Source organism: Bifidobacterium [indicum] DSM 20214 = LMG 11587, assembly GCF_000706765.1.
GTDB classification, from domain to species: domain Bacteria; phylum Actinomycetota; class Actinomycetes; order Actinomycetales; family Bifidobacteriaceae; genus Bombiscardovia; species Bombiscardovia coryneformis.
Genome location: NZ_CP006018.1, coordinates 974,295 through 1,001,000, shown reverse-complemented (window position 1 = coordinate 1,001,000; position 26,706 = coordinate 974,295). Strand labels below are relative to the sequence as shown.

The 26,706-nt window shown below is 60.4% G+C and carries 23 protein-coding genes and 2 tRNA genes; 16 read left to right on the top strand and 9 right to left on the bottom strand.

The window, feature by feature from the left end; all coding sequences use genetic code 11:
* Positions 1 to 51: 51 nt before the first annotated feature.
* Positions 52 to 810, top strand: a complete 759-nt coding sequence (locus BINDI_RS03890) for a ComF family protein (RefSeq protein ID WP_081830783.1) — start codon at positions 52 to 54, stop codon at positions 808 to 810.
* Here BINDI_RS03890 and BINDI_RS03885 read toward each other — a convergent pair.
* The 4 genes from BINDI_RS03885 to BINDI_RS03870 all read right to left on the bottom strand — a co-directional run bounded on the left by BINDI_RS03885 (position 798) and on the right by BINDI_RS03870 (position 4,856).
* Complete coding sequence (locus tag BINDI_RS03885; RefSeq protein WP_081830782.1) at positions 798 to 2,162, bottom strand: Y-family DNA polymerase; 1,365 nt, start codon at positions 2,160 to 2,162, stop codon at positions 798 to 800. The genes BINDI_RS03890 and BINDI_RS03885 overlap by 13 nt on opposite strands.
* Complete coding sequence (locus tag BINDI_RS03880) at positions 2,155 to 2,811, bottom strand: LexA family protein (RefSeq protein WP_148301977.1); 657 nt, start codon at positions 2,809 to 2,811, stop codon at positions 2,155 to 2,157. The genes BINDI_RS03885 and BINDI_RS03880 overlap by 8 nt, the downstream gene beginning before the upstream one ends.
* A 142-nt stretch (positions 2,812 to 2,953) precedes the next feature.
* Positions 2,954 to 4,033, bottom strand: a complete 1,080-nt coding sequence (locus tag BINDI_RS03875) for a sensor histidine kinase (protein ID WP_045921332.1) — start codon at positions 4,031 to 4,033, stop codon at positions 2,954 to 2,956.
* 91 nt (positions 4,034 to 4,124) lie between these two features.
* Positions 4,125 to 4,856: a response regulator transcription factor gene (locus BINDI_RS03870; protein WP_033490211.1), complete on the bottom strand. Its 732-nt coding sequence runs from the start codon at positions 4,854 to 4,856 to the stop codon at positions 4,125 to 4,127.
* Between the two features lie 265 nt (positions 4,857 to 5,121).
* On the opposite strand from BINDI_RS03870, the gene BINDI_RS03865 reads away from it, so the two are divergent.
* Both BINDI_RS03865 and ispF read left to right on the top strand, forming a co-directional pair.
* The gene (locus tag BINDI_RS03865) at positions 5,122 to 5,736 is read left to right on the top strand and encodes a CarD family transcriptional regulator (RefSeq protein ID WP_033490210.1); all 615 of its coding nucleotides are present in this window, start codon (positions 5,122 to 5,124) and stop codon (positions 5,734 to 5,736) included.
* Between the two features lie 35 nt (positions 5,737 to 5,771).
* Positions 5,772 to 6,272, top strand: coding sequence for a 2-C-methyl-D-erythritol 2,4-cyclodiphosphate synthase (ispF, locus tag BINDI_RS03860; protein WP_033490208.1), 501 nt, complete (start codon positions 5,772 to 5,774; stop codon positions 6,270 to 6,272).
* Positions 6,273 to 6,337: 65 nt separating this feature from the next.
* Here ispF and BINDI_RS03855 read toward each other — a convergent pair whose 3' ends face one another.
* Positions 6,338 to 7,165, bottom strand: a complete 828-nt coding sequence (locus BINDI_RS03855) for a metal ABC transporter permease (protein ID WP_148301976.1) — start codon at positions 7,163 to 7,165, stop codon at positions 6,338 to 6,340.
* Positions 7,166 to 7,181: 16 nt separating this feature from the next.
* A complete protein-coding gene (locus BINDI_RS03850; RefSeq protein WP_052108925.1) occupies positions 7,182 to 8,081 on the bottom strand; it encodes a metal ABC transporter ATP-binding protein in 900 nt (299 codons plus the stop codon).
* A gap of 357 nt (positions 8,082 to 8,438) precedes the next feature.
* Here BINDI_RS03850 and BINDI_RS03845 point away from each other — a divergent pair, with 357 nt between their 5' ends.
* The 6 genes from BINDI_RS03845 to pyk all read left to right on the top strand — a co-directional run bounded on the left by BINDI_RS03845 (position 8,439) and on the right by pyk (position 16,629).
* Positions 8,439 to 9,368 (top strand): bifunctional methylenetetrahydrofolate dehydrogenase/methenyltetrahydrofolate cyclohydrolase, encoded by a 930-nt coding sequence (locus BINDI_RS03845; RefSeq protein WP_033490206.1) that lies wholly within the window; start codon positions 8,439 to 8,441, stop codon positions 9,366 to 9,368.
* A gap of 106 nt (positions 9,369 to 9,474) precedes the next feature.
* Entirely contained in the window at positions 9,475 to 10,986 is a 1,512-nt protein-coding gene (rpsA, locus tag BINDI_RS03840) for a 30S ribosomal protein S1 (RefSeq protein ID WP_033490204.1), read from the top strand.
* A 176-nt stretch (positions 10,987 to 11,162) separates the two neighbouring features.
* On the top strand, positions 11,163 to 11,786 hold the full coding sequence (gene coaE / locus BINDI_RS03835; RefSeq protein ID WP_033490202.1) for a dephospho-CoA kinase: 624 nt from the start codon (positions 11,163 to 11,165) through the stop codon (positions 11,784 to 11,786).
* 42 nt (positions 11,787 to 11,828) lie between these two features.
* Complete coding sequence (gene uvrB, locus BINDI_RS03830) at positions 11,829 to 13,940, top strand: excinuclease ABC subunit UvrB (RefSeq protein WP_033490201.1); 2,112 nt, start codon at positions 11,829 to 11,831, stop codon at positions 13,938 to 13,940.
* Positions 13,941 to 14,039: 99 nt separating this feature from the next.
* Positions 14,040 to 15,053, top strand: coding sequence for a TerC family protein (locus BINDI_RS03825; protein ID WP_033490200.1), 1,014 nt, complete (start codon positions 14,040 to 14,042; stop codon positions 15,051 to 15,053).
* A 133-nt stretch (positions 15,054 to 15,186) separates the two neighbouring features.
* Entirely contained in the window at positions 15,187 to 16,629 is a 1,443-nt protein-coding gene (gene pyk / locus BINDI_RS03820) for a pyruvate kinase (RefSeq protein WP_033490199.1), read from the top strand.
* On the opposite strand, the gene BINDI_RS03815 is transcribed toward pyk, so the two are convergent.
* On the bottom strand, positions 16,599 to 17,315 hold the full coding sequence (locus BINDI_RS03815) for an NUDIX domain-containing protein (protein WP_081830871.1): 717 nt from the start codon (positions 17,313 to 17,315) through the stop codon (positions 16,599 to 16,601). The two genes, pyk and BINDI_RS03815, sit on opposite strands and share 31 nt — an antisense overlap.
* A 119-nt stretch (positions 17,316 to 17,434) precedes the next feature.
* On the opposite strand from BINDI_RS03815, the gene BINDI_RS03810 reads away from it, so the two are divergent.
* From BINDI_RS03810 to BINDI_RS07295, 5 genes are all read left to right on the top strand, one after another.
* Positions 17,435 to 17,508: transfer RNA gene (locus BINDI_RS03810), tRNA-Leu, on the top strand.
* A 68-nt stretch (positions 17,509 to 17,576) separates the two neighbouring features.
* Complete coding sequence (locus BINDI_RS03805; RefSeq protein ID WP_033490198.1) at positions 17,577 to 18,200, top strand: ANTAR domain-containing response regulator; 624 nt, start codon at positions 17,577 to 17,579, stop codon at positions 18,198 to 18,200.
* Between the two features lie 10 nt (positions 18,201 to 18,210).
* Complete coding sequence (gene polA / locus BINDI_RS03800) at positions 18,211 to 21,099, top strand: DNA polymerase I (RefSeq protein WP_033490197.1); 2,889 nt, start codon at positions 18,211 to 18,213, stop codon at positions 21,097 to 21,099.
* A gap of 22 nt (positions 21,100 to 21,121) precedes the next feature.
* On the top strand, positions 21,122 to 22,060 hold the full coding sequence (locus BINDI_RS03795; RefSeq protein ID WP_052108754.1) for a Nif3-like dinuclear metal center hexameric protein: 939 nt from the start codon (positions 21,122 to 21,124) through the stop codon (positions 22,058 to 22,060).
* 114 nt (positions 22,061 to 22,174) lie between these two features.
* Positions 22,175 to 22,918 carry an NUDIX hydrolase gene (locus BINDI_RS07295; RefSeq protein WP_158332592.1) on the top strand — a complete coding sequence of 248 codons (744 nt, stop codon included), beginning with the start codon at positions 22,175 to 22,177 and terminating at the stop codon, positions 22,916 to 22,918.
* Here the strand turns inward: BINDI_RS07295 and BINDI_RS03785 are convergent.
* Positions 22,900 to 22,973: transfer RNA gene (locus tag BINDI_RS03785), tRNA-Pro, on the bottom strand. The genes BINDI_RS07295 and BINDI_RS03785 overlap by 19 nt on opposite strands.
* 93 nt (positions 22,974 to 23,066) lie before the next feature.
* On the opposite strand from BINDI_RS03785, the gene aroA reads away from it, so the two are divergent.
* Both aroA and hisN read left to right on the top strand, forming a co-directional pair.
* Entirely contained in the window at positions 23,067 to 24,425 is a 1,359-nt protein-coding gene (gene aroA / locus BINDI_RS03780; RefSeq protein WP_148301975.1) for a 3-phosphoshikimate 1-carboxyvinyltransferase, read from the top strand.
* Between the two features lie 34 nt (positions 24,426 to 24,459).
* Entirely contained in the window at positions 24,460 to 25,260 is an 801-nt protein-coding gene (gene hisN, locus BINDI_RS03775; protein WP_033490194.1) for a histidinol-phosphatase, read from the top strand.
* Positions 25,261 to 25,383: 123 nt separating this feature from the next.
* Here the strand turns inward: hisN and BINDI_RS03770 are convergent, their stop codons facing one another.
* Complete coding sequence (locus BINDI_RS03770) at positions 25,384 to 26,610, bottom strand: acetate/propionate family kinase (protein ID WP_033490193.1); 1,227 nt, start codon at positions 26,608 to 26,610, stop codon at positions 25,384 to 25,386.
* Between the last annotated feature and the right edge of the window lie 96 nt (positions 26,611 to 26,706).

Below are 26,706 nucleotides of genomic sequence, written 5' to 3'. Positions count from 1 at the left end.
CATCTTCTCCTTATGGCCTCCATCCTGGACGGGTGATGCTTGCCTGAGTGCATGCGTTTATCTCGTGCTGCAACAAGGGGTTCTTCCCTGACCAAGAGGGTCATCGGGGAATTGACAGGGCTTCTTCTGCCCAGGGGCTGTGCCGGTTGCGATCGGCCCGATGCCCTGCTCTGTCCCGATTGTGCCCGACTGTTGACCAGGCCGGTCTTTTCCGAGGTCCCCTCCTATGCCCTGGGGCGAGCCCTTGCGTGCGGTGCCTATAGGGGGCCGGTGAGGCGAGCCATCCTGGCTTGGAAGGACCATGATGACCGGGCCTTGGACCGCCCGCTGGGTCATGCCATTTCCCTGTTGACGGGGCGACTGCTGGCAGGTGGACGTTTTCGTGCCGCTCTGCCGTCCGGTGCGAGCGGTACCCCGATTCTGGTCATCCCTGCCCCCTCGACCCCACGGTCATTGAGAAGGCGTGGGCGAGCACATCTGAATCCTGTGGCTGCGGCAGTTGCCAGGACTCTGATGGATGCAGGTTTCCCGTCGGTATCGACACCGGTCCTGACCATGCATGACATCCGTGGGAAGTCCGTAGGGGCAGGAGGTCGTTCGGAGCGTGCCAGTAGGGTTTCGGGGCGTATCGTGGTCAGAGACGCCTCATCAGTGGTGGGACATCCGATCCTGGTCATTGATGACATCGTTACGACGGGTTCGACAATCCGGCAGTGCGCCCGCGCCTTGACCCTGGCTGGTGGCATCCCTCTTACGTGTCTGACCCTTGCCGCCGCGACCGGGGTTGATCCGGGGATTCAGCGGGCGTAGGCCACGGCCATTTCATCCCACCTGGTGGTGGATCTGGGGGAGAGGATGCGACGGTTCATGGACCAGGTGGCTCCGGCATCATCATCGTGGCGGCCACGACCCCGGATGCCTCCGTAGCCGACCCCTACCCGGAAGGGTCCGAAGCGCTGCGAGGCTGCTTCCAGGATATCTCCCAATTCATGGGTGTCACGGGCTGCGTCCAACCCTTCCAGTGTTTGGAAACTTCTGGCATCACTCAGCTCCAGAAGAACCACGCCGGCCCTGATGTAATGGGCATGGGGGTCCACGTGCCCCTTGATGGCCTGGCTGGCGGCCCTGGAGATGACCAGGGGGTCGTCACTGGGATCCTCCAGGTCGACGGTCCTGCTGATTGCTGAGAACTGCTGGGGGGCGTAGGGGCTGGTCGAGCAGAACACCTTCACCTTGGAGCAGAGGCTGTGTTGCCGGTGCAGCCTGTGGCAGGCTTTCTGGGCGTATATGCTCAGGGCCTGGGCCAGCGACGTGTATCCCTCCACCGGGTGCGAGAACATCCGCGAGCACAGGATCTGATCGGTCCGTATACCCTTGTTGGCATCAGCACCGTCCTCGATGCAGGCCGTCCCGCGCAGTTCCAGTGCCGTGCGCTGGACCATGACGGAGAATCGTCGTCTGATCAAGACCGGGTCGGCATCGCGCAGATCCAAGGCGGTGACGATTCCCATGCTCATCAGCTTCCTGGTCAGTTTGTGCCCCACTCCCCAGACCTGATCGATGGGGACGGAGGCCAGGGCACGGTCCCCATACTCGGCCTCGATCTGGTCCCAGAGGGTCACACCATCAATGCTGGGATGGGTCTTGGCCCAGTGGTTGGCAACCTTGGCCAGGGTCTTGGTGGGAGCCACCCCCACGCTGACGGGTATGCCGGTCGACCGCAGGACCGCGTCATGCAGGTCCCGGCAGATTTGACCGGTCCGCTGATCGTTCCAGATGCTGGTCATGAAGCACTCGTCGATGGAGTATATCTCCTGGTTGGGCAGAAACCGGGCCATGACCCCCATCATGCGCTGGGAGAGGCTGGCGTAGAGCTCATAGTTGGAACTCCGCGCGACCACTCCGTCGTGTGTGGCCTGGTCGCGGATTTTGAACCAGGGGGTCCCGTTGGCGATGCCCAGCTGCTTGGCCTCCCGGTTCCGGGCCACCACGCAACCGTCATTATTGGAAAGCACCACCACAGGCCGGCCCTCCAGGGAGGGGTCGAAGACCTTCTCGCAGGAGGCATAGAAGGAATTGGCGTCCGCCAGAACCACTCGTGGTGTCAGGGCGGCCTCTTCTCCCTGGATTGCCGAGGGGCGGTCGTTCTGTTGCTCAGGCATGGTGCCCCCACTCGGCGGTGGGATAGGCGGGCTGGAAGTGGCTGGTCTTCCTCTTGGTCGTGCCCTGCTGTTCGGAGGTGGTCCGGCCCTCCTGCCCCATAGGCGATTCCTGCCTGCCTGGATAGGTGACCTGGGGGAGGGGATGGGTATCGAACCCTCCGGTTGAATCTATCCGCTGCCAGTGGTAATTGCCGGTAACCACCCCCCAGATGACCAGGCACTCACCGTCCTGGGGGATGAAATCGGGATAGGAGGGGTTCTCGGCGTGGAGGATGGTGTGTCCGTCCTGCCGGACCAGGCGTTTGACCAGCATTTCGTCATCGAGGATGGCGATGACGATATCGTCCTGGCGAGGCTCCAGGGATCTGTCCACCACCAGGAGATCCCCGTCGAAGATGCCGGCCCCGGTCATGGATTCGCCTGCTACGTGGATGATGTAGGTGGAACTGGGGTGGATGATGACGTTCTGGTCGAAGCTGAAGTCCCCGTTGAAATAGTCCTGCGCCACCGAGGGAAAGCCGGCATGGACGGCTTCAAGGGCCACGGGTACCGGGATGGGGCGGCCGCCGAAGGAGGACAGGGCGTCGACCTTACAGGCCCCTGCAAGTAGCGTGCTCGACAGGCGGGACGGGCTGGATGACCTGGACATGAACGCACCTCGACTCATATGCAATCGAACAAATGTTCGACTCCATTATGTGTCGAGATGGGGGGCCGCGTCAATGTGGCGAGTCGGATGGGGAGGTGTCCTTCCTGCCGTCGGACCGGGCGGAGGAGGGGGACTGCTCGTTCTAGTCCTGCTCGATGTGGTACTTGGGCAGGGTGATTTCGAAATCGACCCCTCTCGGGTCATCCACCACCTGCACCTGACCGCCGTGGAGCTGGGCCGCCCACCGCGCGATGGAAAGACCCAGGCCGGTTCCTCCTGATTCGGTTCCCGGGCCTGCCTTCCCCTTGACGAACCGTCGGAAGATGTCCGTGCGGGCCTCGGGTGGTATCTGTGATCCGAAGTTGATCACGTTGGCTACCACGTTCCCGTTCTCGCGATCTTCATGGGCCTGCACCAGGACAGTGGTCCCGTCGGCCGAGTGCTTCAGGGCGTTCGATATGATGTTGGTGAAGAGCTGGCGGAGTCGGTCCTGGTCGCCTTCCATGGTGATTCCCTCCTCTAAATCCACCTGGATGTCGTGGGCATGCCCGGCATCGGCGATAATCAGAGGTTCAACGGTCTCATCGATGAAGTCGGCAAAGTCGAAGTTCTCGATCTGCAGGCTGGCCGCCCCGGCCTCCATCCGTGAAAGGTCAAGAAGGAAGGCGATCAGGTCGGAAAGACGGTGGGCCTGGTCGAGGATTCCCTCCAGGTTGGCCGGTGTCGGTTCGGTCACCCCGTCTGCCATGTTCTCCACCATGGCCTGGAGTGCCGAGACCGGGGTCCGGAGCTCATGGCTGACGTTTGCCACCATGTCCCGCCGCATCTGGTCGGCATGCTGGAGTTCCTCGGCCATCTCGTTGAAGGATACGGCCAGAAGCCCGACCTCGTCACGGCTGGAGGCGCTGGCATGGACCCGGACCGTGTAGTCGCCGGCGGCCATGGCCTCGGCCGCGTCCCGCATCTGCCGCAGGGGGGCCGTCAGCCCGCGGGAGAAGAAGTAGGTGATGCCCAGCGCCACAATCAGGGTCAGGGGCATGGCAATCCATCCGCTCCACTTCATCTTGAGCAGGAACCAGGCCATGACGAAGGCGATGGCGGTCGAAATGATGATCAGGACGCTCAGTTCCACCTTCAATGAGGCGAAACTGCCGATGGGGCGCTCGCGGTCAACCCTGTCCCGCAGCGATGAACCGGTACGCCGGGTCTTCCTGTCTGTCATACCTGCTCCCTTACATGCGTGGACCCGGGCCATCCCGCTCGGGGACCCGGGTCCACAGCTTCCAGTTACCGTCTCACAGCATATACCGCGGCTAGTCCTTCTGGCCATCCTCCGGCGGCTCGAAGGCGTAGCCCACTCCGTGTACGGTGCGGATCATCTGGGATCCCAGCTTGTGGCGGAGGGCCTTGACGTGGGAATCCACGGTCCTGGTGCCGGAGGCATCGACCCAGTCCCAGACCTCTTCCAGGAGCTTCTCCCTGGTCAGGACGGACTTGGGCTTACGGGCCAAGGTGGCCAGGAGGTCGAATTCGGTCGGGGTCAGGTGGACCTGCTCCCCGTCGAGGTTGACGATGCGTTGTGCCGGATCGATGACCAGGCTGCCGAAGTCCAGGACCTTCTCGTTCTCGGAGTTCTTGGCGATGACCTTGGCCCGCTCGACCCGACGCAGGAGGGCCTTGCAGCGGGCGATCAGCTCGCGCATGGAGAAAGGCTTGGTCATGTAATCATCGGCCCCGGCGCCCAGACCGATGACCTTGTCCGCTTCGTCATCACGGGCGGTCAGAATCAGGACCGGGACCGGACGCTCGGCCACGATTCGTTTGGTGGCCTCCAGGCCATCCATGATCGGCAGCATGATGTCCATGATGACCAGGTCGGGTTTGATCTGCGAAGCCGCCTGGACGGCACTGGCCCCATCAGAGGCAACACGGGCGGTCCATCCTTCGGCGGTGATGCGCTGGGCGATGGCCGTAGCCAGGGTCGGCTCATCCTCGACCACCAGGATGGTGCTGGGTGTTGTGTAGCGGCTTGTGTTTCTGATCATGCCTACCTCTGTTTTCGGTCTCTTGTATTTCACAAGGCGGATACCCGCTCCTATCGAGGCGGTCCCGGTTCTTCCTTCACACGCGTACTTACAAGGATAGTCGCACCAAGGCATTGGGGAAGCCTCTGCCTGGGCGAATACTGTGCAGGCCCCGCACCTTCCGCAGATTCCTGCCAACCACAGGAAGAGCCGATATGCCATGCCCGCAAGTCCACGCCAAATGACAATATTACATGGTACTTTATAGACTCGTCCTGGAGGATACATGGGTTACAGCGTCGGTGATATGGTCGTCTATCCGCGTCATGGAGCCGCCAGGGTCGATGCCATCACCGAACGGACGGTCAAGGGCATCACCCGGGAGTACCTCCAGCTCACCGTCCTCTCCTCAGACGGCCTGGTCATCAACGTTCCCATCGATAACGCCAAGAAGGTCGGTGTCAGGGACATTGTCGACGCCAAGGAAGTGGCCAAGGTCTTCGAGATCCTTCGCACGCCAGTCGTTGAGGAAAAGGAGATGAACTGGTCGCGCCGTTACAAGCTGAACGTCGAGAAGATCGCCACCGGTGAGGTCAACAAGATCGCCGAAGTGGTACGTGACCTCTCCCAGCGTGATGTGGACGAGCACGGGCTTTCCGCAGGAGAGAAGCGGATGCTGATCAAGGCCAGGAAGATTCTTACCTCCGAGATAGCCCTTTCCGAGAAGCTTGATGAGGATGAGGCCCAGCGTCTTCTCGACGTCAACCTGGGCTATGCCCAACCCCAGCCTGGCGACGAGAAGCACCATAGCAAGTCCCCCAAGGAGCCTGCATCCCAGACCCTGGCACGGGTGGCCGAGGAGGCCAGCAAGGCCAAGACTAAGGCCAAGACGAAGCGGTAACCGCCATGCCGTCCGCAGGGGAGGACCCGGATCGGATGATTCCGGATGTATCGACCGGCATAGGTTTCGATGCCCACAGGTTCGCCGATTCCGGCGAAAGACGCCCCCTATGGCTGGCCTGCCTGCAGTGGGATGATGGCACGCCGGGCATTGCGGGTGACTCCGATGGTGACGTTGCCGTCCATGCGCTGATCGATGCCATGCTGTCGGCATCACACCTGGGCGATATCGGTTCTCATTTCGGTCAGGGTCCGCAATCCAAAGGCGCAGGCATGCATGGTGCCGAAATGCTGCGCTGGACGGCAGATTTTCTCCGCGAACATGGTTGGTCCCTGATAAATGCCTCGGTGGTCGTGGTTGCTCGCGCCCCGCGCCTGTCCGCGCGCCGTGACCAGGCCCAGGAGGCCATGAGCCGGGCTCTGGGGGCGCCGGTTTCCCTGACGGCCACCACGACGGACGGACTGGGATTCACCGGTAGCGGTGAAGGGGTCGCTGCCATGGCGACCGCCTTGGTGCGCCGCCGAGAGGCGGTCTGATTCCCTGTTCCGAACGCTCGGGAAGATTCCTGCGCTGGTGTTGATCGGATTCGTGTGCCTTGCCCTTAGCGGCTGATGGCTTCCCACCCCTTGCCCAGGGCCCAGAAGAGGGTGGAAATGGTCACGATGATGAAGCTGGGTGGAGCCGGGAACATGGCCGAGAGAACCAGGCCGCCCCAGATCGATACCAGGCAGATAAGCCCCGAGAGCAGCATGGACCTGAGAGGCGATGCGGCGAAGATGTTGGCGGTGGCGGCGGGGGTGATGACCAGCGCAAAAATCAGCAGGGTCCCGACCGCAGGGACCGCAATGGTGATGACTCCGGCCATGATGGCCATGAAGACCAGGTTCATGAGCCCAATCGGTACCCCTCTGGCCTGGGCCACCTGCTCGTCCAGGGAGCTGAAGAGGAGGGGTCTGTAGATCACGGCCAGGACGGTGAGAAGGACCAGGTCGAATATCAGGAAACCGATGACCTGGCCCTTGGTGATGGTCAGGATGGATCCGAAGAGGATGGACTGCATCTGTTGTGAGGCCGAGCTGGACATTCTGGCGAAGAAGAGTCCCAGGCCTGTGGCGAAGGCCAGGACGGTACCGGTGGCAATCTCGCGTTGGGAGGCTTTTTTGCCCAGGGCCCCGATGACCAGGGCACCGCCGAGGGCGAAGAGTCCAAGCCCGGCGGAGACGGGAATTCCAAGGAGCACGGCTCCGGTGGCGCCTGGAAGGCCGATATGGGCCAGGGCGTGGGCCGCGAAGGTGGAATGACGTGCGATGGTGAAGTATCCCATGGCCCCTGCGGCGATGGAGATGAAGAGCCCGGCCATAAAAGCGTGGACCATGAAGGGCGCCGTCAGGGTGTCCATCCAATGCGGGTCGATGATGCTCATGTTCATGAAACTCCTCCCTGTCTCAGTCCTGCTGGTTTGCGGTCGGATTTTCGTATGCTTCCCCGGCCTCGGGGTGCCGGGGGTGGAGATCGACCATTTCGGTTGTCTTGAACCGGTCATGTGCCACCCCGTCTGATACATCCGTATCCGGGGCCACGAACATGTCACCCTGGGGTGTGGTGACCACCTCTACCTTGGTCCCGTAGAGGTGGGTCAGGAGGTCCGAGTCCAGAACATCGTCCATCCGGGCGTAGTGGGGATGCCCATCGAGTAGGTAGACGGCTCCGGTCAGGATGGGCAGAAGCATGTTCAGATCATGGGCCACCACCTGGATGGTCATGCCGAGTTGTCGGTTGAGTTGAGCCAGGAGGTGCACGGTGGCCCTTTGGCTTGCCAGATCGAGGTTGGCCAAGGGCTCGTCCAACATGAGGAGTTTGGGGTTGCAGACCAGCGCCTGGGCGATGGCCACGCGCTGTCGCAATCCGCCCGACAATTGGGAGAGACGGGCGTGGGCCCTGTCCTCCACTCCGACGAAGCGCATGGCCCCGGCTGCACGTTCCTTGTCCTGCCTGTTTACCGGGTGGATGCCGAAACGGGTCCCCGTCAGTCCCAGGAGTACGGATTGCTCGGCGGTGAGGTTGGAATCGATGTCAGAGGTGTAGCTCTGGGGGACGTACCCGATTCGGTCATTGGCCTGCCCTGCCGGTTGCCCGAGAACCTCGACCCTGCCGTTCGAAAGGGGAAGGAGGCCCAGCTCGGTCTTCATCATCGTGGTCTTGCCGGTTCCATTGGTGCCCACGATGGCGGTCACCGAGCCGCCGGGTATGGAAAAGGTGCCATCCGACCAGATCAGTCTGCCCGAGCGCTCGACGGAGGCGTGGTCAAAACGGATGCAGACATCATCGCTCGCGGGTTTGCGCATATCTTCCTCCCTGGCATACTGTCTCCGACCGGTTGTTCGAATCGTGATGGGCGATCGAAGCTTAATGAGCATTGTTCTCATTATGGATGCCGTCCGGGACTTTACCTCATCCGAATTCAGAAGGCATGACCGAGGCGCCGATAAATCGTCCGGCGACGAAGGTTAGGTGGGCCGGACGGGTGCGATTCGAATTCCGATAGTGCACTGTGGTGCCCGCTTTATGGAAGTGCCGAAAGGCAGGTGGGGGCAGGGTACTAGGCTGGTCCTCCATACACCAGGCGGTCCAAGGCCGCCCTGTGGAATCGGAACCCCTGACCCATGTGGAGGAAGGGGCTGGACACGAGAGGGAGTCGGGCTTTGACGGCGTTGAGACTGGATGGTAAGGCGGCGGCCGCACAGGTCAAGGAGGACCTGCGTCAGCGGGTGGAACGTCTGGCGGCCCAAGGGTCGCGTCCAGGCCTGGGAACCATCCTGGTGGGGAACGACCCTGGCTCGGTGAAGTACGTCGAAGGTAAACACAAGGACTGCCAGGAAGTGGGCATAAGGTCCATCCGGGTGGACCTGCCGGGAGATGCCGGCTTCGATCGGATTGTTGAGGCGGTGCGCTCGCTGAATGCGAATCCCGACTGCACCGGTTACATCGTGCAGCTTCCCCTGCCTAAGGGGGTGGACCCAACCGCCATCATCGAAGAGATCGATCCGGGCAAGGATGCCGATGGGATGCACCCGTACAACCTCGGACAGCTCGTACTGCACACTGATGGGAAGGTGAATACCCCCCTCCCGTGCACCCCGCGCGGGATACTCTGGCTCCTCGACCATCATGGGATCGATCTGAACGGCAAGGAGGTCTGTGTTCTGGGTAGGGGGCTGACCGTGGGCCGCACAGTGGGCCTGATGCTGACCAACAGGTCCATCAACGCCACCGTCACCCTTTGCCATACAGGTACTGCTGATCCCGGCTCGGCCATGCGTCGGGCCGACCTTATCATCGCGGCCGTGGGTCAGGCCGGCTTCGTCAAACCGGCAGACGTGAAGCCGGGGGCGGTCCTGGTCGATGTGGGCGTCTCGCGGGTTTGGGACGAGGACCAGGGGAGATGGAGGATCAAGGGGGACGTCGATCCGGCCGCCCGTGAGGTCTGCTCCGCATACACCCCCAACCCCGGTGGTATAGGGCCCATGACGCGTGCCATGCTCCTGGCGAATGTGGTCGATGCGGCCGAGCGGGAAGTGCGTATGAGGCCGACCGGAAAGCCCCAGCGCGACACGCCCGGCAGTTTGCGGTGAAAATGACCTTGGTCCCGCCTAGTATGGATTTTGTTCGTGTGTGATTATGCGAACGCTATAACTTAAAACGGAAAAACAACCCACTATACAAGAAACAACTCAATTAATGGCAGAGAACAAGAAGGAAGTTCCCCAGGTCGCTATCAACGATATCGGCACTGAGGAAGACTTCATCAAGGCAGTCGATTCCACCATCAAGAACTTCGAGGACGGGGATCTGGTCGAGGGCACGGTCGTCAAGATCGATCACGACGAGGTTCTGCTGGACATCGGCTACAAGACCGAGGGCGTCATCCCCTCACGTGAGCTTTCCATCAAGAAGGACGTCGATCCCGACGATGTGGTCCAGGTTGGTGACACGATCGAGGCACTGGTCGTCACCAAGGAGGACAAGGAAGGCCGTCTGATCCTCTCCAAGAAGCGTGCACAGTATGAGCGCGCCTGGGGCGACATCGAGAAGATCAAGGATGCCGACGGAATCGTCGAAGGTACCGTCATCGAGGCCGTCAAGGGTGGTCTCATCGTCGATATCGGTCTTCGTGGCTTCCTGCCCGCCTCCTTGGTTGAAATGCGCCGTGTGCGCGACCTCTCTCCCTACATCGGGCAGAAGATCAAGGCCAAGATCCTGGAGCTGGACAAGAACCGCAACAATGTGGTCCTTTCCCGCCGCCAGTATCTGGAGGAGACCCAGTCCGAGGTCCGCGAGACCTTCATGGCCCAGCTCAAGAAGGGGCAGATTCGCGAGGGCACGGTCAGCTCCATCGTCAACTTCGGCGCCTTCGTCGATCTGGGTGGTGTGGACGGACTGATTCACGTCTCCGAACTCTCCTGGAAGCACATCGACCACCCCAGCGAGGTCGTCAAGGTGGGCGACAAGGTCACCGTCGAGGTCCTGGATGTCGATATGGACCGCGAGCGCATCTCCCTCTCCCTCAAGGCCACCCAGGAAGATCCCTGGCAGCGCTTCGCCCGGACCCATGTGCCCGGACAGATCGTCAAGGGCAAGGTCACCAAGATTGTGCAGTTCGGTGTCTTCGTTTCCGTCGAGGACGGCATCGAGGGTCTCGTGCACATTTCCGAGCTGGCCAACCGCCACGTGGAGAACCCGGAGACCGTCGTCAAGCAGGGCGAGGAGATCTTCGTCAAGGTCATCGACGTCGACCTGGATCGCCGCCGCATCTCCCTGTCGCTCAAGCAGGCCGACGATTCCGTCGATCCCTCCTCCGAGGACTTCGATCCGGCAATCTACGGTATGCCCGCCGAGTACGACGAAGAGGGCAACTACAAGTATCCCGAGGGCTTCGATCCGGAGACCAACGAGTGGATCGCCGGTTACGAGAAGCAGCGCGAGGAGTGGGAAGCCCAGTATGCCGCTGCCCACGACCTTTGGGAGCAGCACAAGGCCTTCGTCGCCAAGGAGCTGGAGAACGCCGAGGCTTCTGCGGCCGAGGACAGCAAGTCCACTCCCGCCCCCGCTGCCGCCAACGGCCACGGTGGCAACCACCAGGGTGCCGAAGAGGCCACCAACTACACCTCGGAGACCAATTCCGAGGGCACCCTGGCCTCTGACGACCAGCTTGCCGCCCTGCGCGAGCAGCTCCTCAAGGAGAAGAAGTGACGCCATCCGTTCCTTGGGCCGCAAGGTCTGAATGAACGATAGTGGTTGAGAAAGGTCCGGCCCACGGCCGGACCTTTCTGTATGCGTGTAAACCTATGCGGCGGCAGTGCGATGCGACTGCCTTCGATTCCGGGCGGTATCCTTGAACCGGTTCGACCATATGAGGAGGAGTCCGGATGATACGGGTGGGGCTGACCGGCGGTATCGCCGCAGGTAAGAGCACGGTTGCGGCCCGCCTTGCCTACGACGGGGCCAAGGTCGTCGACTATGACCGTCTGACGCATCAGGTACTCGGTCCCGGTGGGGCAGGGGTGGACCCGGTCCTGGATCGGTTCGGAAGGGACTGCGCCGATGCCGAAGGAGGGGTTGACCGGTCGGTCCTGGCCGCCAAGGTCTTCGGAGGTTCCGGGAAGGATCAGGCCAGGCACGACTTGGATGCCATCGTGCATCCCCTGGTCTATGACCTGGCGGGTCAGGTCGAGGAACCATGGTTGCACCGCCCACTCGTGGTGGTGCATGATGTGCCCCTTCTCGCCGAGGTCGGCGACTCCATTCCCTTTGCCTTTGACCATGTCATCGCCGTGGAGGCGACTGATGAACTGCGGATTGCGCGCATGGTGAATGGACGGCATATGACCCGTGCGGAAGCTGTTGCCCGTATTGGTTCGCAGACTTCACAGGAGACCAGACGCCACATGGCCGACCTGATTGTGGATGGGTCGGAGCCCATCGAACAGATGTTCGAGTTTATTGATAGGGTGTATGTACGGCTTAGGTCCGAGGAGGACCGTTCCCGTTGACCTTCCGCCCGGCGGGTCGGTCAGGAATTCCGAAGGAGATTCATGGGTTTCAACATTGAGCGCATCAACAAGCCTTTCGTGGTCAAATCCCCCTACAAGCCTTCGGGGGACCAGCCTGAGGCCATCAATCAGCTGGCCGCCAGGATCGAGAACGGCGAGAACGATGTGGTGTTGATGGGCGCCACAGGTACAGGAAAGACAGCCACCACAGCCTGGCTGATCGAGCGTCTTCAGCGTCCCACCCTGATTCTTGAACCTAACAAGACCCTGGCCGCCCAGCTTTGTGCGGAGTTCCGTGAACTCATGCCCGACAACGCGGTCTCGTACTTCGTTTCCTACTACGACTATTTCCAGCCCGAGGCCTACATACCCCAGACCGATACCTTCATCGAGAAGGACTCAAACATCAACGAAGATGTTGAACGGTTGCGCCATGAGGCGACGGCCAACCTCCTGACCAGGCGGGATTGCGTGGTCGTGGCCACGGTCTCCTGCATATACGGTCTGGGTACTCCCGAGGAGTATGCGGGCATGATGCTCTTCCTCCACGAGGGGGACCAAATCAACCGCGACGACCTCCTACGCGAGTTCGTTGGCATGCAGTACAAGCGCAACGACATCGCCTTCACCCGCGGCACCTTCCGAGTCAGGGGAGACACCGTCGAAATCATCCCCGTCTATGAGGAACTGGCCATACGTATCGAGTTCTTCGGCGACGAGATTGACCGTATCTCCACTCTCCACCCACTGACCGGCGACGAGATCGCGCATGAAACCTCGGTTCATATCTTCCCGGCCACCCACTATGTGGCGGGACCGGAGCGGATGGCCCGCGCCCTGAAGGGAATCAAGGAGGAAATGGATTGGCGAGTGGGGGAGTTCCGCAAGCAGGGCAAGGAGCTTGAGGCCCAGCGACTGACCATGCGTACAACCTATGATCTGGAGATGCTGTCCCAGGTCGGTGTATGCGCCGGGGTGGAGAATTACTCCCGCCACTTCGAAGGGCGTGAACCAGGGTCGGCCCCTCATACGCTGTTGGACTTCTTCCCTGACGACTTCCTCTTGGTCATCGACGAATCACACGTCACTGTTCCTCAGATCGGAGGCATGTACGAGGGGGATGCCAGCAGGAAGCGTACCCTGGTCGAGCATGGATTCCGGCTTCCCTCGGCCATGGATAACCGTCCGCTCAAGTGGCCTGAATTCCAAGGGAAAATCGGCCAGACCGTCTACCTCTCGGCAACGCCCGGTGATTACGAGGTCGGATTATCCGATGGGGTGGTGGAGCAGGTCATCCGTCCGACGGGACTCCTGGATCCGGAGATCGAAGTCAGACCGGTCAAGGGACAGGTGGACGACCTTCTGGATGAGATCAAGGCACGAGTATCCAAAAACGAACGCGTCCTGGTCACCACCCTGACCAAGAAGATGGCGGAGGACCTGACCGATTATCTTCTTGAGCGTGACATCAAGGTGGAGTATCTCCATTCGGATGTTGATACACTCCGCCGTGTCGAGCTCCTGCGTGAGCTGCGCGAGGGGAAGATCGACGTGCTTGTCGGCATCAACCTCCTGCGCGAGGGACTGGATCTGCCCGAGGTCTCCCTTGTCGCCATCCTGGATGCCGACAAGGAGGGCTTCCTTCGTTCTTACCGGTCTCTGATTCAGACAATCGGTCGAGCGGCCAGGAACGTCTCGGGCAAGGTCATCATGTACGCAGACGAAACGACCGAATCCATGGAGCAGGCCATCAGTGAGACCAATCGCCGAAGGGCCAAGCAGATCGCCTACAACAAGGAGCACGGGGTCGATCCCAAGCCGTTGCTCAAGAAGATCAGTGATGTCAATGACATGTTGGCCAAGGAGGACGTGGATACCCAAACCCTCCTGGAGGGCGGGTATCGGAACGCCAATAAGGCCGGGAACTCCCACCTGGGTGTGCCCATGTATGACAAGGAGGAGTCCGACAAGCGCCACCAGGAGATTCTCTCGGCCGGTCTGCCCGCCCAGGACCTGGCCGACCTGATACGCCAACTCAGTGACCAGATGCATACGGCTGCCCAGCAGCTCCAGTTTGAGCTGGCAGCGCGACTCCGAGATGAGATCAAGGATCTGAAGAAGGAACTGCGTCAGATGACCGAGGCCAGCAAGTAGTCCTCTCGGCTCAGCTTCGGAAGGGGCTGGAGCCGGGTATGCGGGTCTCGGTCCGGAGGCCGGGTCTCCTGTCTTCTTTGCCCACTAGACTCGGTCATTATGACCGAGACCCCTATGCCCTTCATGGTGGCGACCCTGGCTGTTCTGGCCGTCTTCTTCGCTGTCGACATTTTGGTCATCGGCCGCAGGCCTCACGTTCCATCAACCTCCGAGTGCCTCCGTCATATAGCGTTCTTCGTAGCCATGGCCCTGATTTTCGGAGGTCTGGTCTGGTGGGTGTCAGGGTCGGGGCCGGCCATTGAGTTCTATTCAGGATGGTTGACCGAGTACTCGCTGAGTATCGATAATCTTTTCGTTTTCGTTATCATCATGGGTAATTTCGCCGTTCCCAAGGACCTGCAGAAGTATGTGCTGAGCATCGGCATCACCATTGCCCTGGTCCTGCGCGGCATCTTCATCCTGGCGGGAACGGCATTGATCACCCGCTTCACCTGGGTCTTCTTCATCTTCGGCGGCTTTCTTCTGTACACGGCCTGGTCCATGGTCTCGGGCAAGGACAAGGAAGAAGAGGAGTATCGCGAAAATGGCCTGATCAGGGCCCTGCGCAAGGTCATCCCCATCACCGACGAGTATGAAGGAGAGCGCCTGCGCGTAACCAGGAACGGGACTCGGTTCTTCACTCCGCTTCTGGTCGTCTTCCTGGCCATTGGCACCACGGATGTCATGTTCGCCTTCGACTCCATCCCCGCCATCTTCGGACTGACCAAGGACCCCTTCATCGTCTTCACGTCCAATGTCTTTGCGCTTCTGGGGTTGCAGCAGCTTTACTTCCTTCTCGGCTCCCTCCTGGACAAGCTGGTCTACCTGCCCTACGGTCTGGCCGTGGTCCTGGCCTTTATCGGGGTGAAGCTGATTATGGAGGCACTCCACGGCAACACCCTGCCCTTCATCAACGGTGGCGGTCCGCTCGAGGCCGTTCCCGAGGTCCCCACCTGGCTTTCCCTCCTGGTCATCGTCCTGGCCATAGGCATAGCCGCTGTAGCCAGTCTGCTCAAGGCGCGAGGGCAAAAGGGGCAAGGGTTAGATGACGTTTCAAAATCAAACTCCAGGTAACTGGGAGACAGGCTGTTAGCGCTAACGGAAACGACTGGTCCTTATCCTGCGGACACTGTAGAATAGGCATGTAATTCAATGAAAGGGGTCCCTTGCGGACTCCATACAAGACCTATGAATAGGCAGGCATTAGATGCGCAAAGCCAAGATTGTGGACACTATCGGACCGGCTTCGGAGTCCCTGGAGAACCTCACCAAGCTCGTTGAGGCGGGTATGGATGTCGCCAGGCTGAACCGTTCGCACGGCACCCCCGAGGACCATCTCAAGGTCTACAACAACGTGCGCCAGGCCAGCAAGGAGACAGGGCGCAACGTAGCAGTCCTGGTTGATCTCCAGGGCCCCAAGATACGTTGTGGCTGGTTCAAGAAGAACGAGCAGGGCGAGGACAAGGTCCAGCTCAAGAACGGTCAGGAATTCATCATCACCACCGACGATGTCGAGGGTGACGAGCACATGACCTCCACCACCTTCAAGGGACTGCCCGGTGACTGCCACCCCGGCGACCCCATCCTGATCGATGACGGCAAGGTCCGCCTGGAGGTCACCAAGGTCGAGGGCAACAAGGTATACACCAAGGTCATCGTGGCCGGCCCCGTCTCCTCCCACAAGGGCATCAACCTGCCCGGCGTGGCCGTCAGCCTGCCTGCGCTGACTGAGAAGGATGAGGACGATCTGCGGTGGGGCATCCGCACCGGTGCCGACATCATCGCCATGTCCTTCGTCCGCTTTGCAAGCGATATCGATCGTGCGCATGAGATCATGGACGAAGAGGGACGTCGTATCCCGATCGTGGCCAAGATCGAGAAGCCCCAGGCTGTCGATAATCTGGAAGACATCGTCAAGGTCTTCGATGGCATCATGGTCGCCCGCGGCGATATGGCCGTCGAGATGCCTTTCGAGGAGGTCCCCCTGGTCACCAAGCGCTGCATCGAGCTGGCACGTCAGTACGCCAAGCCGGTCATCGTGGCCACCGAGGTCCTGGGATCCATGGTTCACTCCCCGGTTCCGAGCCGTGCAGAGGCCTCTGACTGCGCCAACGCCGTCCTGGATGGCGCTGATGCGACCATGACCTCCAACGAGACTGCTGTCGGAGACTATCCCGACACCACGGTCACCACCATGTCCAGGATTTCCGGCTACGCCACCACCCATGGCTTCGACAGGATCCCCAGCCTGCAGAACTTCGACATGTCCAATTCCGGTGCAGTCTCCTCGGCTGCCGTGGACCTGGCCGATAAGCTCAACGCCAAGGCCATCGTCGCCTTCACCCAGACCGGCAACACGGTTCACAGGATCTCCCGTGAGCGTCCTGCGGCCCCGATCTACGGCCTGACCACCAACGAGCACACCTTCCACTGGCTGGCCCTGAGCTGGGGCACCGAGGCCTTCCTCTGTGAGGACGACTACCACGACTTCACCAGGGTCAACCTGATGAAGTACGTCGACAAGGCGCTCAAGGATGCCGGTAAGGTCGAGGACGGCGATCAGCTGGTTGTGCTCAGCTGCGCCCAGGGTGAGCACGAGCCCGGCAACACCGACTCCATTTATGTCCACACGGTGGGTGAGACCGAGTGATTCGGTTCTGAGTACACAAAGTGCCCGGTTTCCCGAGAGGGGACCGGGCACTTTCGTATGATTATCGTCTGCTTGATTCTTGCCTGACCGTCAGTGCAGATCAGAGAGACCGATTTTGTGGCTCTGAGCACGGCAATGGTGGTTTTGGCATCCAGGATGGTTCCGGCAATGACCATGTCGTAGGCTTCATCGATGGTAAACAGTCTCACGTCCTGATGAGGTGTTTCCGGTGCCAGGCTGGCCGGGGTGACTGGAGTGAGACCCTCCGCGTAGAAGAGTGTGGTGTGCTGGGTGGAGAAGCTGGGCGTATTGATGAAGCGTGCGAACTGGTTATAGGAGGTGGCTACGTAACCGGCTTCCTCCCTGAGGCGTCTGGTCGCGACATCGATTGGAGCCTCCTTGTCGTTCAGAGGGTGTCCTGCCGGCAGTTCAAGTGTCCACCGGTGTGTGGGGAGCCTGTACTGCTCAACCAGGGGAATCCGACCATCATCGGTGATGGCGAGAACGGCTATGGTGTCACCGTTCTTCTCGCTGACGATGCTCCTGTCGAACTGCTCATTGTCGCTGGAGGCATAGGTGACCTTGTCGACGCTGAAATAGTGGCTGTCCATTATCTGCTTGCGTGACTTCTCTTCGACAGGGGATGGACGCCACGGATCGAACCGCCTATAGATCTGGCTGGTCATCATGCTCTCCTTTGATAGATGAAAGGGATACGTTCCCTCCTTTTGTATTGTAAGGCTGAATCAACACGAAAGCACTTGCTTCGTCTCTAAAGTATGCTAAATTCACTGTGGTATGGAAAGCCCCCGTATCCCAATTGGTAGAGGAAACGGCCTCAAAATCCGTGCAGTGTGAGTTCGAGTCTCACCGGGGGCACGATAAAATGAGCCCCGTGCTCTTGACATCCACTTGGATGGGGAGCGCGGAACATGATGAAATGAGGTTTGAAAGTGGCTTCGGATATTGCGGACCGCGACGATTCCCCCAAGGGGCGCACAGTAGTCGTGGCTGAGGATGAGGCTTTGATCAGGCTCGATACCGTTGAAGCACTTGAAGATGCAGGATACGACGTGGTTGGGCAGGCTGCCAGCGGGCAGGAAGCCATCGACCTTACCCGTGAGCTGCGCCCGGATGTGGTGGTCATGGACGTCAAGATGCCCGGCACCGATGGCATTACCGCAGCCACCGAAATCGCCGAGGAGAACCTTGCGCCGGTGGTCATGCTGACGGCTTTCTCCCAGCAGAACCTGGTGGAAAAGGCTGCTGATGCAGGGGCCATGGCCTACGTGGTCAAACCGTTCGCCCCCGAGAAGCTCCTTCCTGCCCTTGAGGTGGCCATTTCACGCTTTGACCAGATCAACACGCTCAAGGATGAGGTCACGGACATGAAGGCCCGGTTCGAAGCCCGCAAGCGGGTGGACAGGGCCAAGGGCCTCCTGATGGAGAATATGGGGCTGACCGAGTCCGAGGCATTCCGCTGGATTCAGAAGACCTCGATGGATCGCCGTCTGACCATGCAGGAGGTTGCAGACGCGGTGATTTCCCAGGTCCAGGGCTCAGACAACTAAGCGGCGCGTGATGGAAGAGGCCAAGACCCAAAACGGTGCAAGCGGCAAGCTTCTGGTCGTGGACGGTCATTCTTTGGCCTTCAGGGCTTTTTACGCCCTTCCTGTCGAGAGCTTCACCACCACGACCGGCCAGCCGACCAATGCGGTCTGGGGCTTTGCCACCATGCTTGCCGATATCATCGCCAAGGAGAAGCCCACCCATATGGGAGTCGCCTTCGATGTCAAGGGCGGCACCTTCCGCAACAAACTCATGCCCGACTACAAGGGCACCCGTGAGGCCGCGCCTGAGGATCTCCTTTCCCAGCTGCCCCTGGTGGAGGACCTTCTTGAGGGTCTCGGCATCACCTACATCGTCAAACCCGGGTACGAAGGTGATGATGTCATCGGCACCCTGGCCACCATGGGAGAGGCCGCGGGCTTCGACACGTTGGTCCTCTCCGGCGATAGGGATGCCTTCCAGCTGGTGAGCGACAAGGTGACGGTCCTGTACCCCGGGCACCATTTCAAGAACCTCAAGCACATGACCCCGCAGGCCATCGTCGACAAGTACAAGGTGACCCCCAGCCAGTATCCGGATCTGGCGGCCATGCGCGGTGAGGGAGCGGACAATATCCCGGGTGTGCCGGGAGTCGGTGACGGGTTCGCGGCCAAGTGGATCAACACTTACGGCAGCCTGGAGAACATCCTCGATCACGCGGAGGAGATAGGCGGCAAGAAGGGGCAGGCCCTGGCAGAATGCAGGGACCAGGTCATGCTGAACAGGAAGGTCAACGCCCTGGTGCGTGACCTGGACCTGGGGGTCACGGTCAAGGACCTCGCCTTCGGAACCATCCATACCGATAAGGTGGTGCCGATTTTCGACAAGCTGCAGTTCAGCCCCACCACACGCAAGAAGATTCTTCGTGGATTCAATACGGTGGAGGATTACGACTACTCGTCGGCCTCGGCCGTGGCAGGCGGAGAGGACCAAGTGGTCTTCAAGGAGCCCGTTGCGGACATGGTCGATGATCCGAAGGCCCTGGAAGAATGGGCCGACAAGCATCTGCCTGACAAGGAAGGGTCGATTCGCTCGGCCCAACAGGTCAACGACATGGCAGATACCCTTAGCCGGGATGTGGACACCAGGCAGTCGGCCGACAGGGATACGGAATGCGCCGAGGCCATGAAGGATCACTGGGTCCTGTATGCCAGAGGCACCTCCAATCATGGTGACTACAACCTTCAGGAACTCTCCATCCTGTCCATCGACGGCCATGGAATCGCCTTCGCAGCCGATGACCTGGATGCCGGTATGGTGGAGGCCATCCAGGGATTGCTGGATGCTCGCGTAGGTTCATGCGTCGTGCACGGATACAAGGAGCACCTGCATTTCCTGGGAAGTCGGAACCTGCATGTTCCCATGCCCCTCTTTGATACCAAACTGGCCGGGTATCTGGCCGAGCCGGATTTCCATGCCGATGATGTGGAGGGGGCTGCGGCCCACTTCCTGGGCATCCCCATCGAAAAGGAACCTGAGGCGACCCAGGGCAGTCTCTCCCTTGATGGGTCCCCCGAAGAGGACAAGGAGAGCCGAGGGTCCAGGATTCTTCGTCAGGCGCAGTATGTGATGATGCTGGCCGACCGGCTCCAATCACTCATTGATGAGCGTCATCAGTATGGCCTGCTCCGTACCATTGAGCTGCCTACCTCCAGGGTCCTTGCGGATATGGAGACCGAGGGGGCCAAAGTGGATGATGCCCGCCTCAAGGCCATGCATGACCAGTTCTCAGCGGAGGCCAGACAGGCCCAGGACATTGCCTGGCAGCGTGCCGGTACACAAGTCAACCTTCAGAGCCCCAAGCAGCTGCAGAAGGTCCTCTTCGAGGACATGGGCCTGGCTCCCTCCCATAGGACGAAGACTGGCTCCTATTCCACCAACGTTGCGGTCCTTCAGGACCTCTACATCAAGTCCGTAAACAATGAACGGGCAAACGACTTCCTTGGTGCCCTGCTCAAGCACAGGGAGACCAATAAGCTCAAGCAGATCGTCCAGACGCTTCGCGAGGCCATAAACCCGCACGATGGTCGCCTCCACACCACCTATGAGCAGACCGTGGCTGCCACGGGCAGACTGAGCTCGGTTGACCCGAACCTGCAGAACATCCCCAACAGGGATGCCCGAGGCCGGGAGATTCGTTCCGCCTTCGTTCCCGGTGAGGGGTACGAGGCCCTACTGAGTTCGGATTACTCCCAAGTGGAGTTGCGCATCATGGCCGACCTGTCCGGCGACCAGGCTTTGATTGAGGCATTCAAGTCGGGTACGGACTTCCACCGTTACGTGGCAAGTCTGGTCTATGACATACCCATGGATGAGGTCAGCAGCGACCAGCGTTCGCACGTCAAGGCCATGAGCTACGGCCTGGCTTACGGGCTCAGCACCTATGGGCTGGCCCAGCAGCTTAAGATAAGCCCGGCTGCGGCCGATGTGCTGAAGGCCAAGTACTTCGCCACCTTCGGCAAGGTCCACGAGTATCTTGAGTCCCTGGTGGCGGATGCCCGTGAGAAAGGCTATACGGAGACCATGTTCGGCAGGAGGCGCTACTTCCCCGGATTACGCTCCAACCGACGTCCGACACGTGAGGCGGCTGAACGCGGCGCCCTGAACGCACCCATCCAGGGGTCCGCTGCCGACATCATGAAGATCGCCATGATCAAAGCCAGCCGTGCCCTTGATCGGGAGGGTTTGAAGAGCCGTATCTCCCTGCAGATCCATGACGAACTTCTGGTGGAGATTGCGCCGGGAGAGGCCGGAAAAGCCACCAAACTGGTCAAGGACTCCATGGAGCACGCGGTCAGCCTTGCCGTCCCGCTGGATGTGTCTACAGGCATCGGGCAGGACTGGCAGCTGGCGGCTCACTGATTCAGGTAGGAGGGGGCAGTCCATGTCGACCGATGAGAGCCGCAAGGGAGCCGTTGCGCCTGTTCTGGGTCAGGTGGTCAAGGTCCTTGAAGCACTCTACCCACTGGACTATGCCGAAGACTGGGACCACCCAGGGCTTGTTGTTGGCGACCCTTCCTGGCCGGTTCGCCGGATCGTATGTGCCGTTGATCCCAGACCTGATGTGGTCGAGGAGGCCATCGCTCTGGAAGCGGATCTTCTGATCACCCATCATCCGCTCTTCTTCCGGTCGGTCCATGAGGTGTCCGGCATGGGCTTCCGCGGGGCCATCGTCAATAGGTTGATAAGTGGCCGTTGCGGGCTCTGGGTCGGACATACCAATGCCGATGCGGCCTATAGGGGAGTAGCCCAGGCTGCAGCGGATCTCTTTGGTCTTCAGGAGACCAGGCCCCTGGTTCCCGCCGGAACGTCGGACCATGACCTTCACGCCGGAGAGGACATCCAGGTCGGGCTGGGACGTCTGGGAAGGCTCTCTGAGCCCCTGTCGTTGGTGGATTTGGCACGCCGGGTGGCTGATATTCTGCCCAAGACCCAGATGGGTATCCAAGTGGCCGGCCCCGAGTCCGCCATGGTTTCCACAGTGGCGGTCCTTCCAGGTTCTGGTGATTCGGAATTCGAAGCGGTCCGGACCGCGGGGGCGGATGTCTACATCACCAGCGACCTCCGTCACCATCCCGCAACCGATGCCTTCCAGGAGGCCTTGTACGCGGCCGGGCTGTCGGATTCCATTGGGGCGGACGGACCGAAGGAGCACCATCCCAGGCCCATGCTGATCAACACCCCCCATTCGGCCATCGAGGGATTATGGTTCCGCTACGCCTTGGAAGACATACCTGCGGCCGTCCACGAGGCGACCGGATTCACTCCCGACATACGGGAGTCATCGATGCAGACCGATCCATGGACTCTGGTGCTGCGCTGATTCTTCGGCAGTGCTTCTGAACCTGATTCATGAGTCCACCCTGAACGTCGGCCATAAGCCGGTCGGCAGCGCCCGTTGCCCGGGGCAGGGATGTGTGGAAGGACAGTGGGAGAAATGACCGATACCAAATACCAGGGGAGTTTTGGAAACACCCACGGCACCGATGGTGCCGCCGGGCCCACCATTGATCAGCGTCTGGCTGAGCTGGGTGGGGAGGGGACCGACATGTTCATTGAACCCCGGGAGATCCATAGCCAGGAGGTCTTTTCGGGTCCCATTTTCACTGTTCTGGACAAGCTCATAGAGCTGCCCCAGACCGACGGTTCCACGGACCGTATTCGGCGACAGCTCATCCATCATGACCCCTGTGTGGTCATACTGGTTCATGACTTGGCCGTCGACACCTACCTACTGACCAGGGAGTACAAAGTCGGTGCGGGTGGGTACGTCCACGGTCTGCCCGCCGGCTTCATCAACCGGGGAGAGACACCGGTCCAGGCCGCCCTGCGCGAGCTGCATGAGGAGACCGGTCTGGTGCCGGGCAGTGAGAAGTCTCACGGCTCTGCGGAGGGTGGTCGGTTGGACCTCGACCAGGACTCAGGCTTCTTCGACAAGGGTCCGGGGGTCTACTCTTCCCTGGGAATGAGTGATGAGTTCGGTCATACCCTGGTCTTGCACTTGCGTAAATGGCACAAAGAGGGGCGACGTTTCGACCCGGGAGAGCACATCCAGTCGACCTGGGTGACATGGGAGGAATTGGTGGCAGCTCGTATCCAGGATTCCAAGGCTGTTGTGGCCATCCAGCACGAGGCCATCAGACGCCTCCAGGAGGGGAAGAGTCGGGCTAGCCGGATTTGAACCGGCGACATCCTGCTCCCAAAGCAGGCGCGCTACCAAGCTGCGCTATAGCCCGTTGCCCGGAGGTGGTCCCGCCAGGCACAATTCATCAATATAGCACGATGGCCCAACCGTCTGGTTTCGGTCAAGCTCCGCGCTTGCGGCTACCATGGGGACCATGACAGTGGAAGAGACATGGGCGGCACCGCAGGCCACCGAATCCTTGAATGCCGAGGTAACCGTACCGGGGAGCAAATCCCTCTCCAACAGGTATCTGGTTTTGGCGGCACTGGGAAGTCGACCTGTCAGACTGACCGGTCTGCTCAGGTCACGGGATACGGACCTGATGATCCGGTCCCTGGAGGCTCTCGGGGTGGATTGCCGGATCGATCCGGACAACCCGACGAGTTTGGAGGTCCTTCCACCAGCTGATGGTCGCTTCACCGGTGGGGCCCGGGTGGACTGCGGGCTTGCCGGAACCGTCATGCGGTTCGTGCCTGGTCTGGCCATGCTGGCGGATGGCCCCACTCGCTTCGACGGGGATCGTCAGGCCTATCATCGTCCCATGGGCCCCCTTCTTGACGGGTTGGCCCAGCTGGGGGCCAAGATTGAGTATCTGGGGGAGGAAGGGTTTCTTCCCTTTGTGCTGACGCCACCGGATCATCTGACCGGCAGAGTGGTCACCATCGATTCTTCGGCCTCATCACAGTTCATTTCCGGACTTCTGCTTCTGGCTGCCAGGGCGGATGGCACCATGACCATCGTCCACTCAGGTGAGCATCTTCCCAGTCTTCCGCACATCGCCATGACCGTTGAGGATCTTCGCCAGGCCGGGCTCGAAGTCATGGCGGATGAAGCACGCTGTCGGTGGAGTGTTGAAGGCAGGGGAGCGGCGGGGACGCAGTTGCCCAATCGGGTCCAGGTGGAACCCGACCTGTCGAATGCAGCTCCCTTCCTTGGGGCTGCCCTGATAGGAGGCGGACAGGTTTGTGTGCCCAACTGGCCTGACCGGACGACCCAACCTGGCGGCCTGCTGCCGGGATATCTGGAGACACTGGGGGCGACGGTTGAGATGGTTCCCGACGGGCAGGGGGGCACCTCATGCAGGGTGACGGGCGGAGATGTCATCCACGGCCTTGGTGACTTCGACTTGTCACCGGCAGGTGAGATTGTTCCCTCCATTGCGGCGATGCTGGTCTTTGCGGACGGTCCGAGCCATCTTCACGGCATTGCCCATCTGCGAGGACACGAAACCAACAGGCTCAAGGCGTTGGTGACGGAAATCACCAAGGTGGGAGGCTGCGCCCGTGAACTGGATGATGGACTGGCCATTGAACCCGTACCCATCCAGGACATGCATGGGGCTGTCATGGAGACCTATGCGGATCATCGCATGGCCACCTTTGCCGCAATGATCGGACTGAGGATACCTGGTATCCGGGTGCGCAACATCGGCACCACGGCCAAGACCATGCCCGACTTCCCCGGCATGTGGGCTGGGATGCTGTCGGAAGGCAGGCGAGGCTGAGCCGCCTCGGGGATTCAGCGAAAGGAACCGTATCATGAGCATTGAGGCTGAGGAGTGGTCCTTGCAGGACGATCTGGACCTGGCCATTGCCATGGCCGGACAGGCGGACCTGGTCACTACGGACTATTTCAAGTCGCCGCATCTCCACGTCGAACGGAAAGCGGACAATACACCTGTCACCCAGGCCGATAGGGAAGCGGAAGCGGTGATCCGTCGCATACTGGCCGAGGTCAGGCCTGATGACACCGTCTATGCAGAAGAGCTGGGAAGGCAGGAGTCCAACGGACGACGATGGATCATCGACCCGATTGACGGAACCAAGAACTATGTGCGAGGTGTCCCCGTATGGGCAACCCTGATAGGGCTGGAAGTGGATCACCAAATGGTGGTCGGTGTGGTTTCCGCCCCTATGCTGGGTACCATCTGGTACGCCGCCCGAGGGATGGGTGCCTATATGGTGCGGCAGGGTGAAGCCCCCCAGGCAATCCACGTATCCAAGGTGGATCATATGGAAGATGCCTCCATGTCCATATCGTCCCTGACCGGGTGGAAGGCCATCGGCCGGCGGGAGCAGCTTATCGACCTGACGGATAGGATATGGCGTTTGCGCGGATTCGGTGATTTCTGGCAGTACATGCTCCTGGCCCAGGGAGCCATCGATCTGGCTGCCGAGCCGGAGCTGGACCTCTACGATATGGGGGCGCTGGTCCCCATTGTGACCGAAGCAGGAGGCACCTTCACAGACCTGTCAGGCAATCCAGGTCCCTGGGGAGGCAATGGCCTGGCCAGTAACGGACTTCTGCACAAGGAGGCCTTGTCGGCTTTGAACCGATGACGATATGAAATGAGGTCGTCAACCACAGTTCAAATGTGGTTGACGACCTCATTTCACACCTGACCGCCTACCCTACGGTCTCACTCCCCGGAGGGGATAAGGCGAGGGTTGGACAGCCCGGTCTCAGGCCTCGAACTTGTTGCCGTAGGAATCACCCTCGTTGGCGACGACCTCTGCCTGACGGGCGATGGAGAGCTCTTCGTTGGTGGGGACGATGCAGACCTTGACCGAACTGTCGGGGGTCGAGATGATTCTGCGTTCCTTGGACCGCACATCGTTCTTGGCCTCATCCAGCTTGATGCCGAAGGGAGCGAGCTGCTGGATGACACGCCTGCGGACGATTTCATCGTTCTCACCGACACCAGCGGTAAAGGTGATGGCATCCAGGCCGCCCATCTGAGCGGTGTAGTTTCCGATGTAGCCGACGATGCGGTGAACATAGATGTCGAGTGCCAGCTTGGCATCCTTGTCGCCCTCGGCGATCAGACGGTGAATCTCACGCATGTCACCGAAGCCGGTCATGCCGGTCATGCCGGAACGCTTGTTGAAGAGGGTGTCCAGTTCGTCGACGCTCATGTGGGCGTTGCGAATCAGGTGGAAGACCACGGCAGGGTCTATGTCGCCGGTACGGCCGCCCATGACCAGACCTTCGAGGGGGGTCAGGCCCATGGAGGTCTCAATCGGCTTGCCGGAGACCTGTGCAGAGGCTGAAGCCCCGTTACCGATGTGCAGCACAATCTGGCGCAGACCTTCGGCAGGCTTGCCGATCAGGTCGGGAACCAGCTGACCCACATACTGGTGGCTGGTGCCGTGGGCACCGTAGCGACGGATCTGATACTGCTCGGCAATCTCCTTGTTCAGTGCGTACGTGGAGGCTTGTTTGGGCAGATCGAAGAAGAAGGAGGAATCGAAGACGAAGACCTGCGGAGTATCGGGCATGAGCTTGCTCATGACTTCGGCCCCCTCGGCCTCGGGACCGTTGTGGAGGGGAGCGAGAACCGCCAGATCCTTGACCTGGTTCAGGGTCTTTTCTGTCAGCAGTGCAGGCTTGGGGAAGAGGGAGCCGCCCTGGACCACCCTGTGGCCGACAGCGATGATTCCGGCTTCGTCCAGATTCGGGCCATACTCCTTGAAGAAGTCCAGAACACGCTTCAGGCCGGTCTCGTGGTTGTGGATGGGCTCTTCCAGCTCATGCTTCTGACCCTGATACTCATGCTTGTAATGTCCGTCAACGGGTTCGCCGATCTTCTCGACCAGGCCGGAGGCCAGGGCCTGGCTGGTCTCCAGATCCACCAGCTGATACTTGATCGAGCTGGAACCCGAATTGATGACTAGGACGGTTTTCGCCATTGGGGCATCCTCCTGATGTACTGGATGGAGCATACAGCTCCTCAATCAGTCAACAGATTACTCGCCACCCCTTACAAATGGCTTTGAAATGCTGTT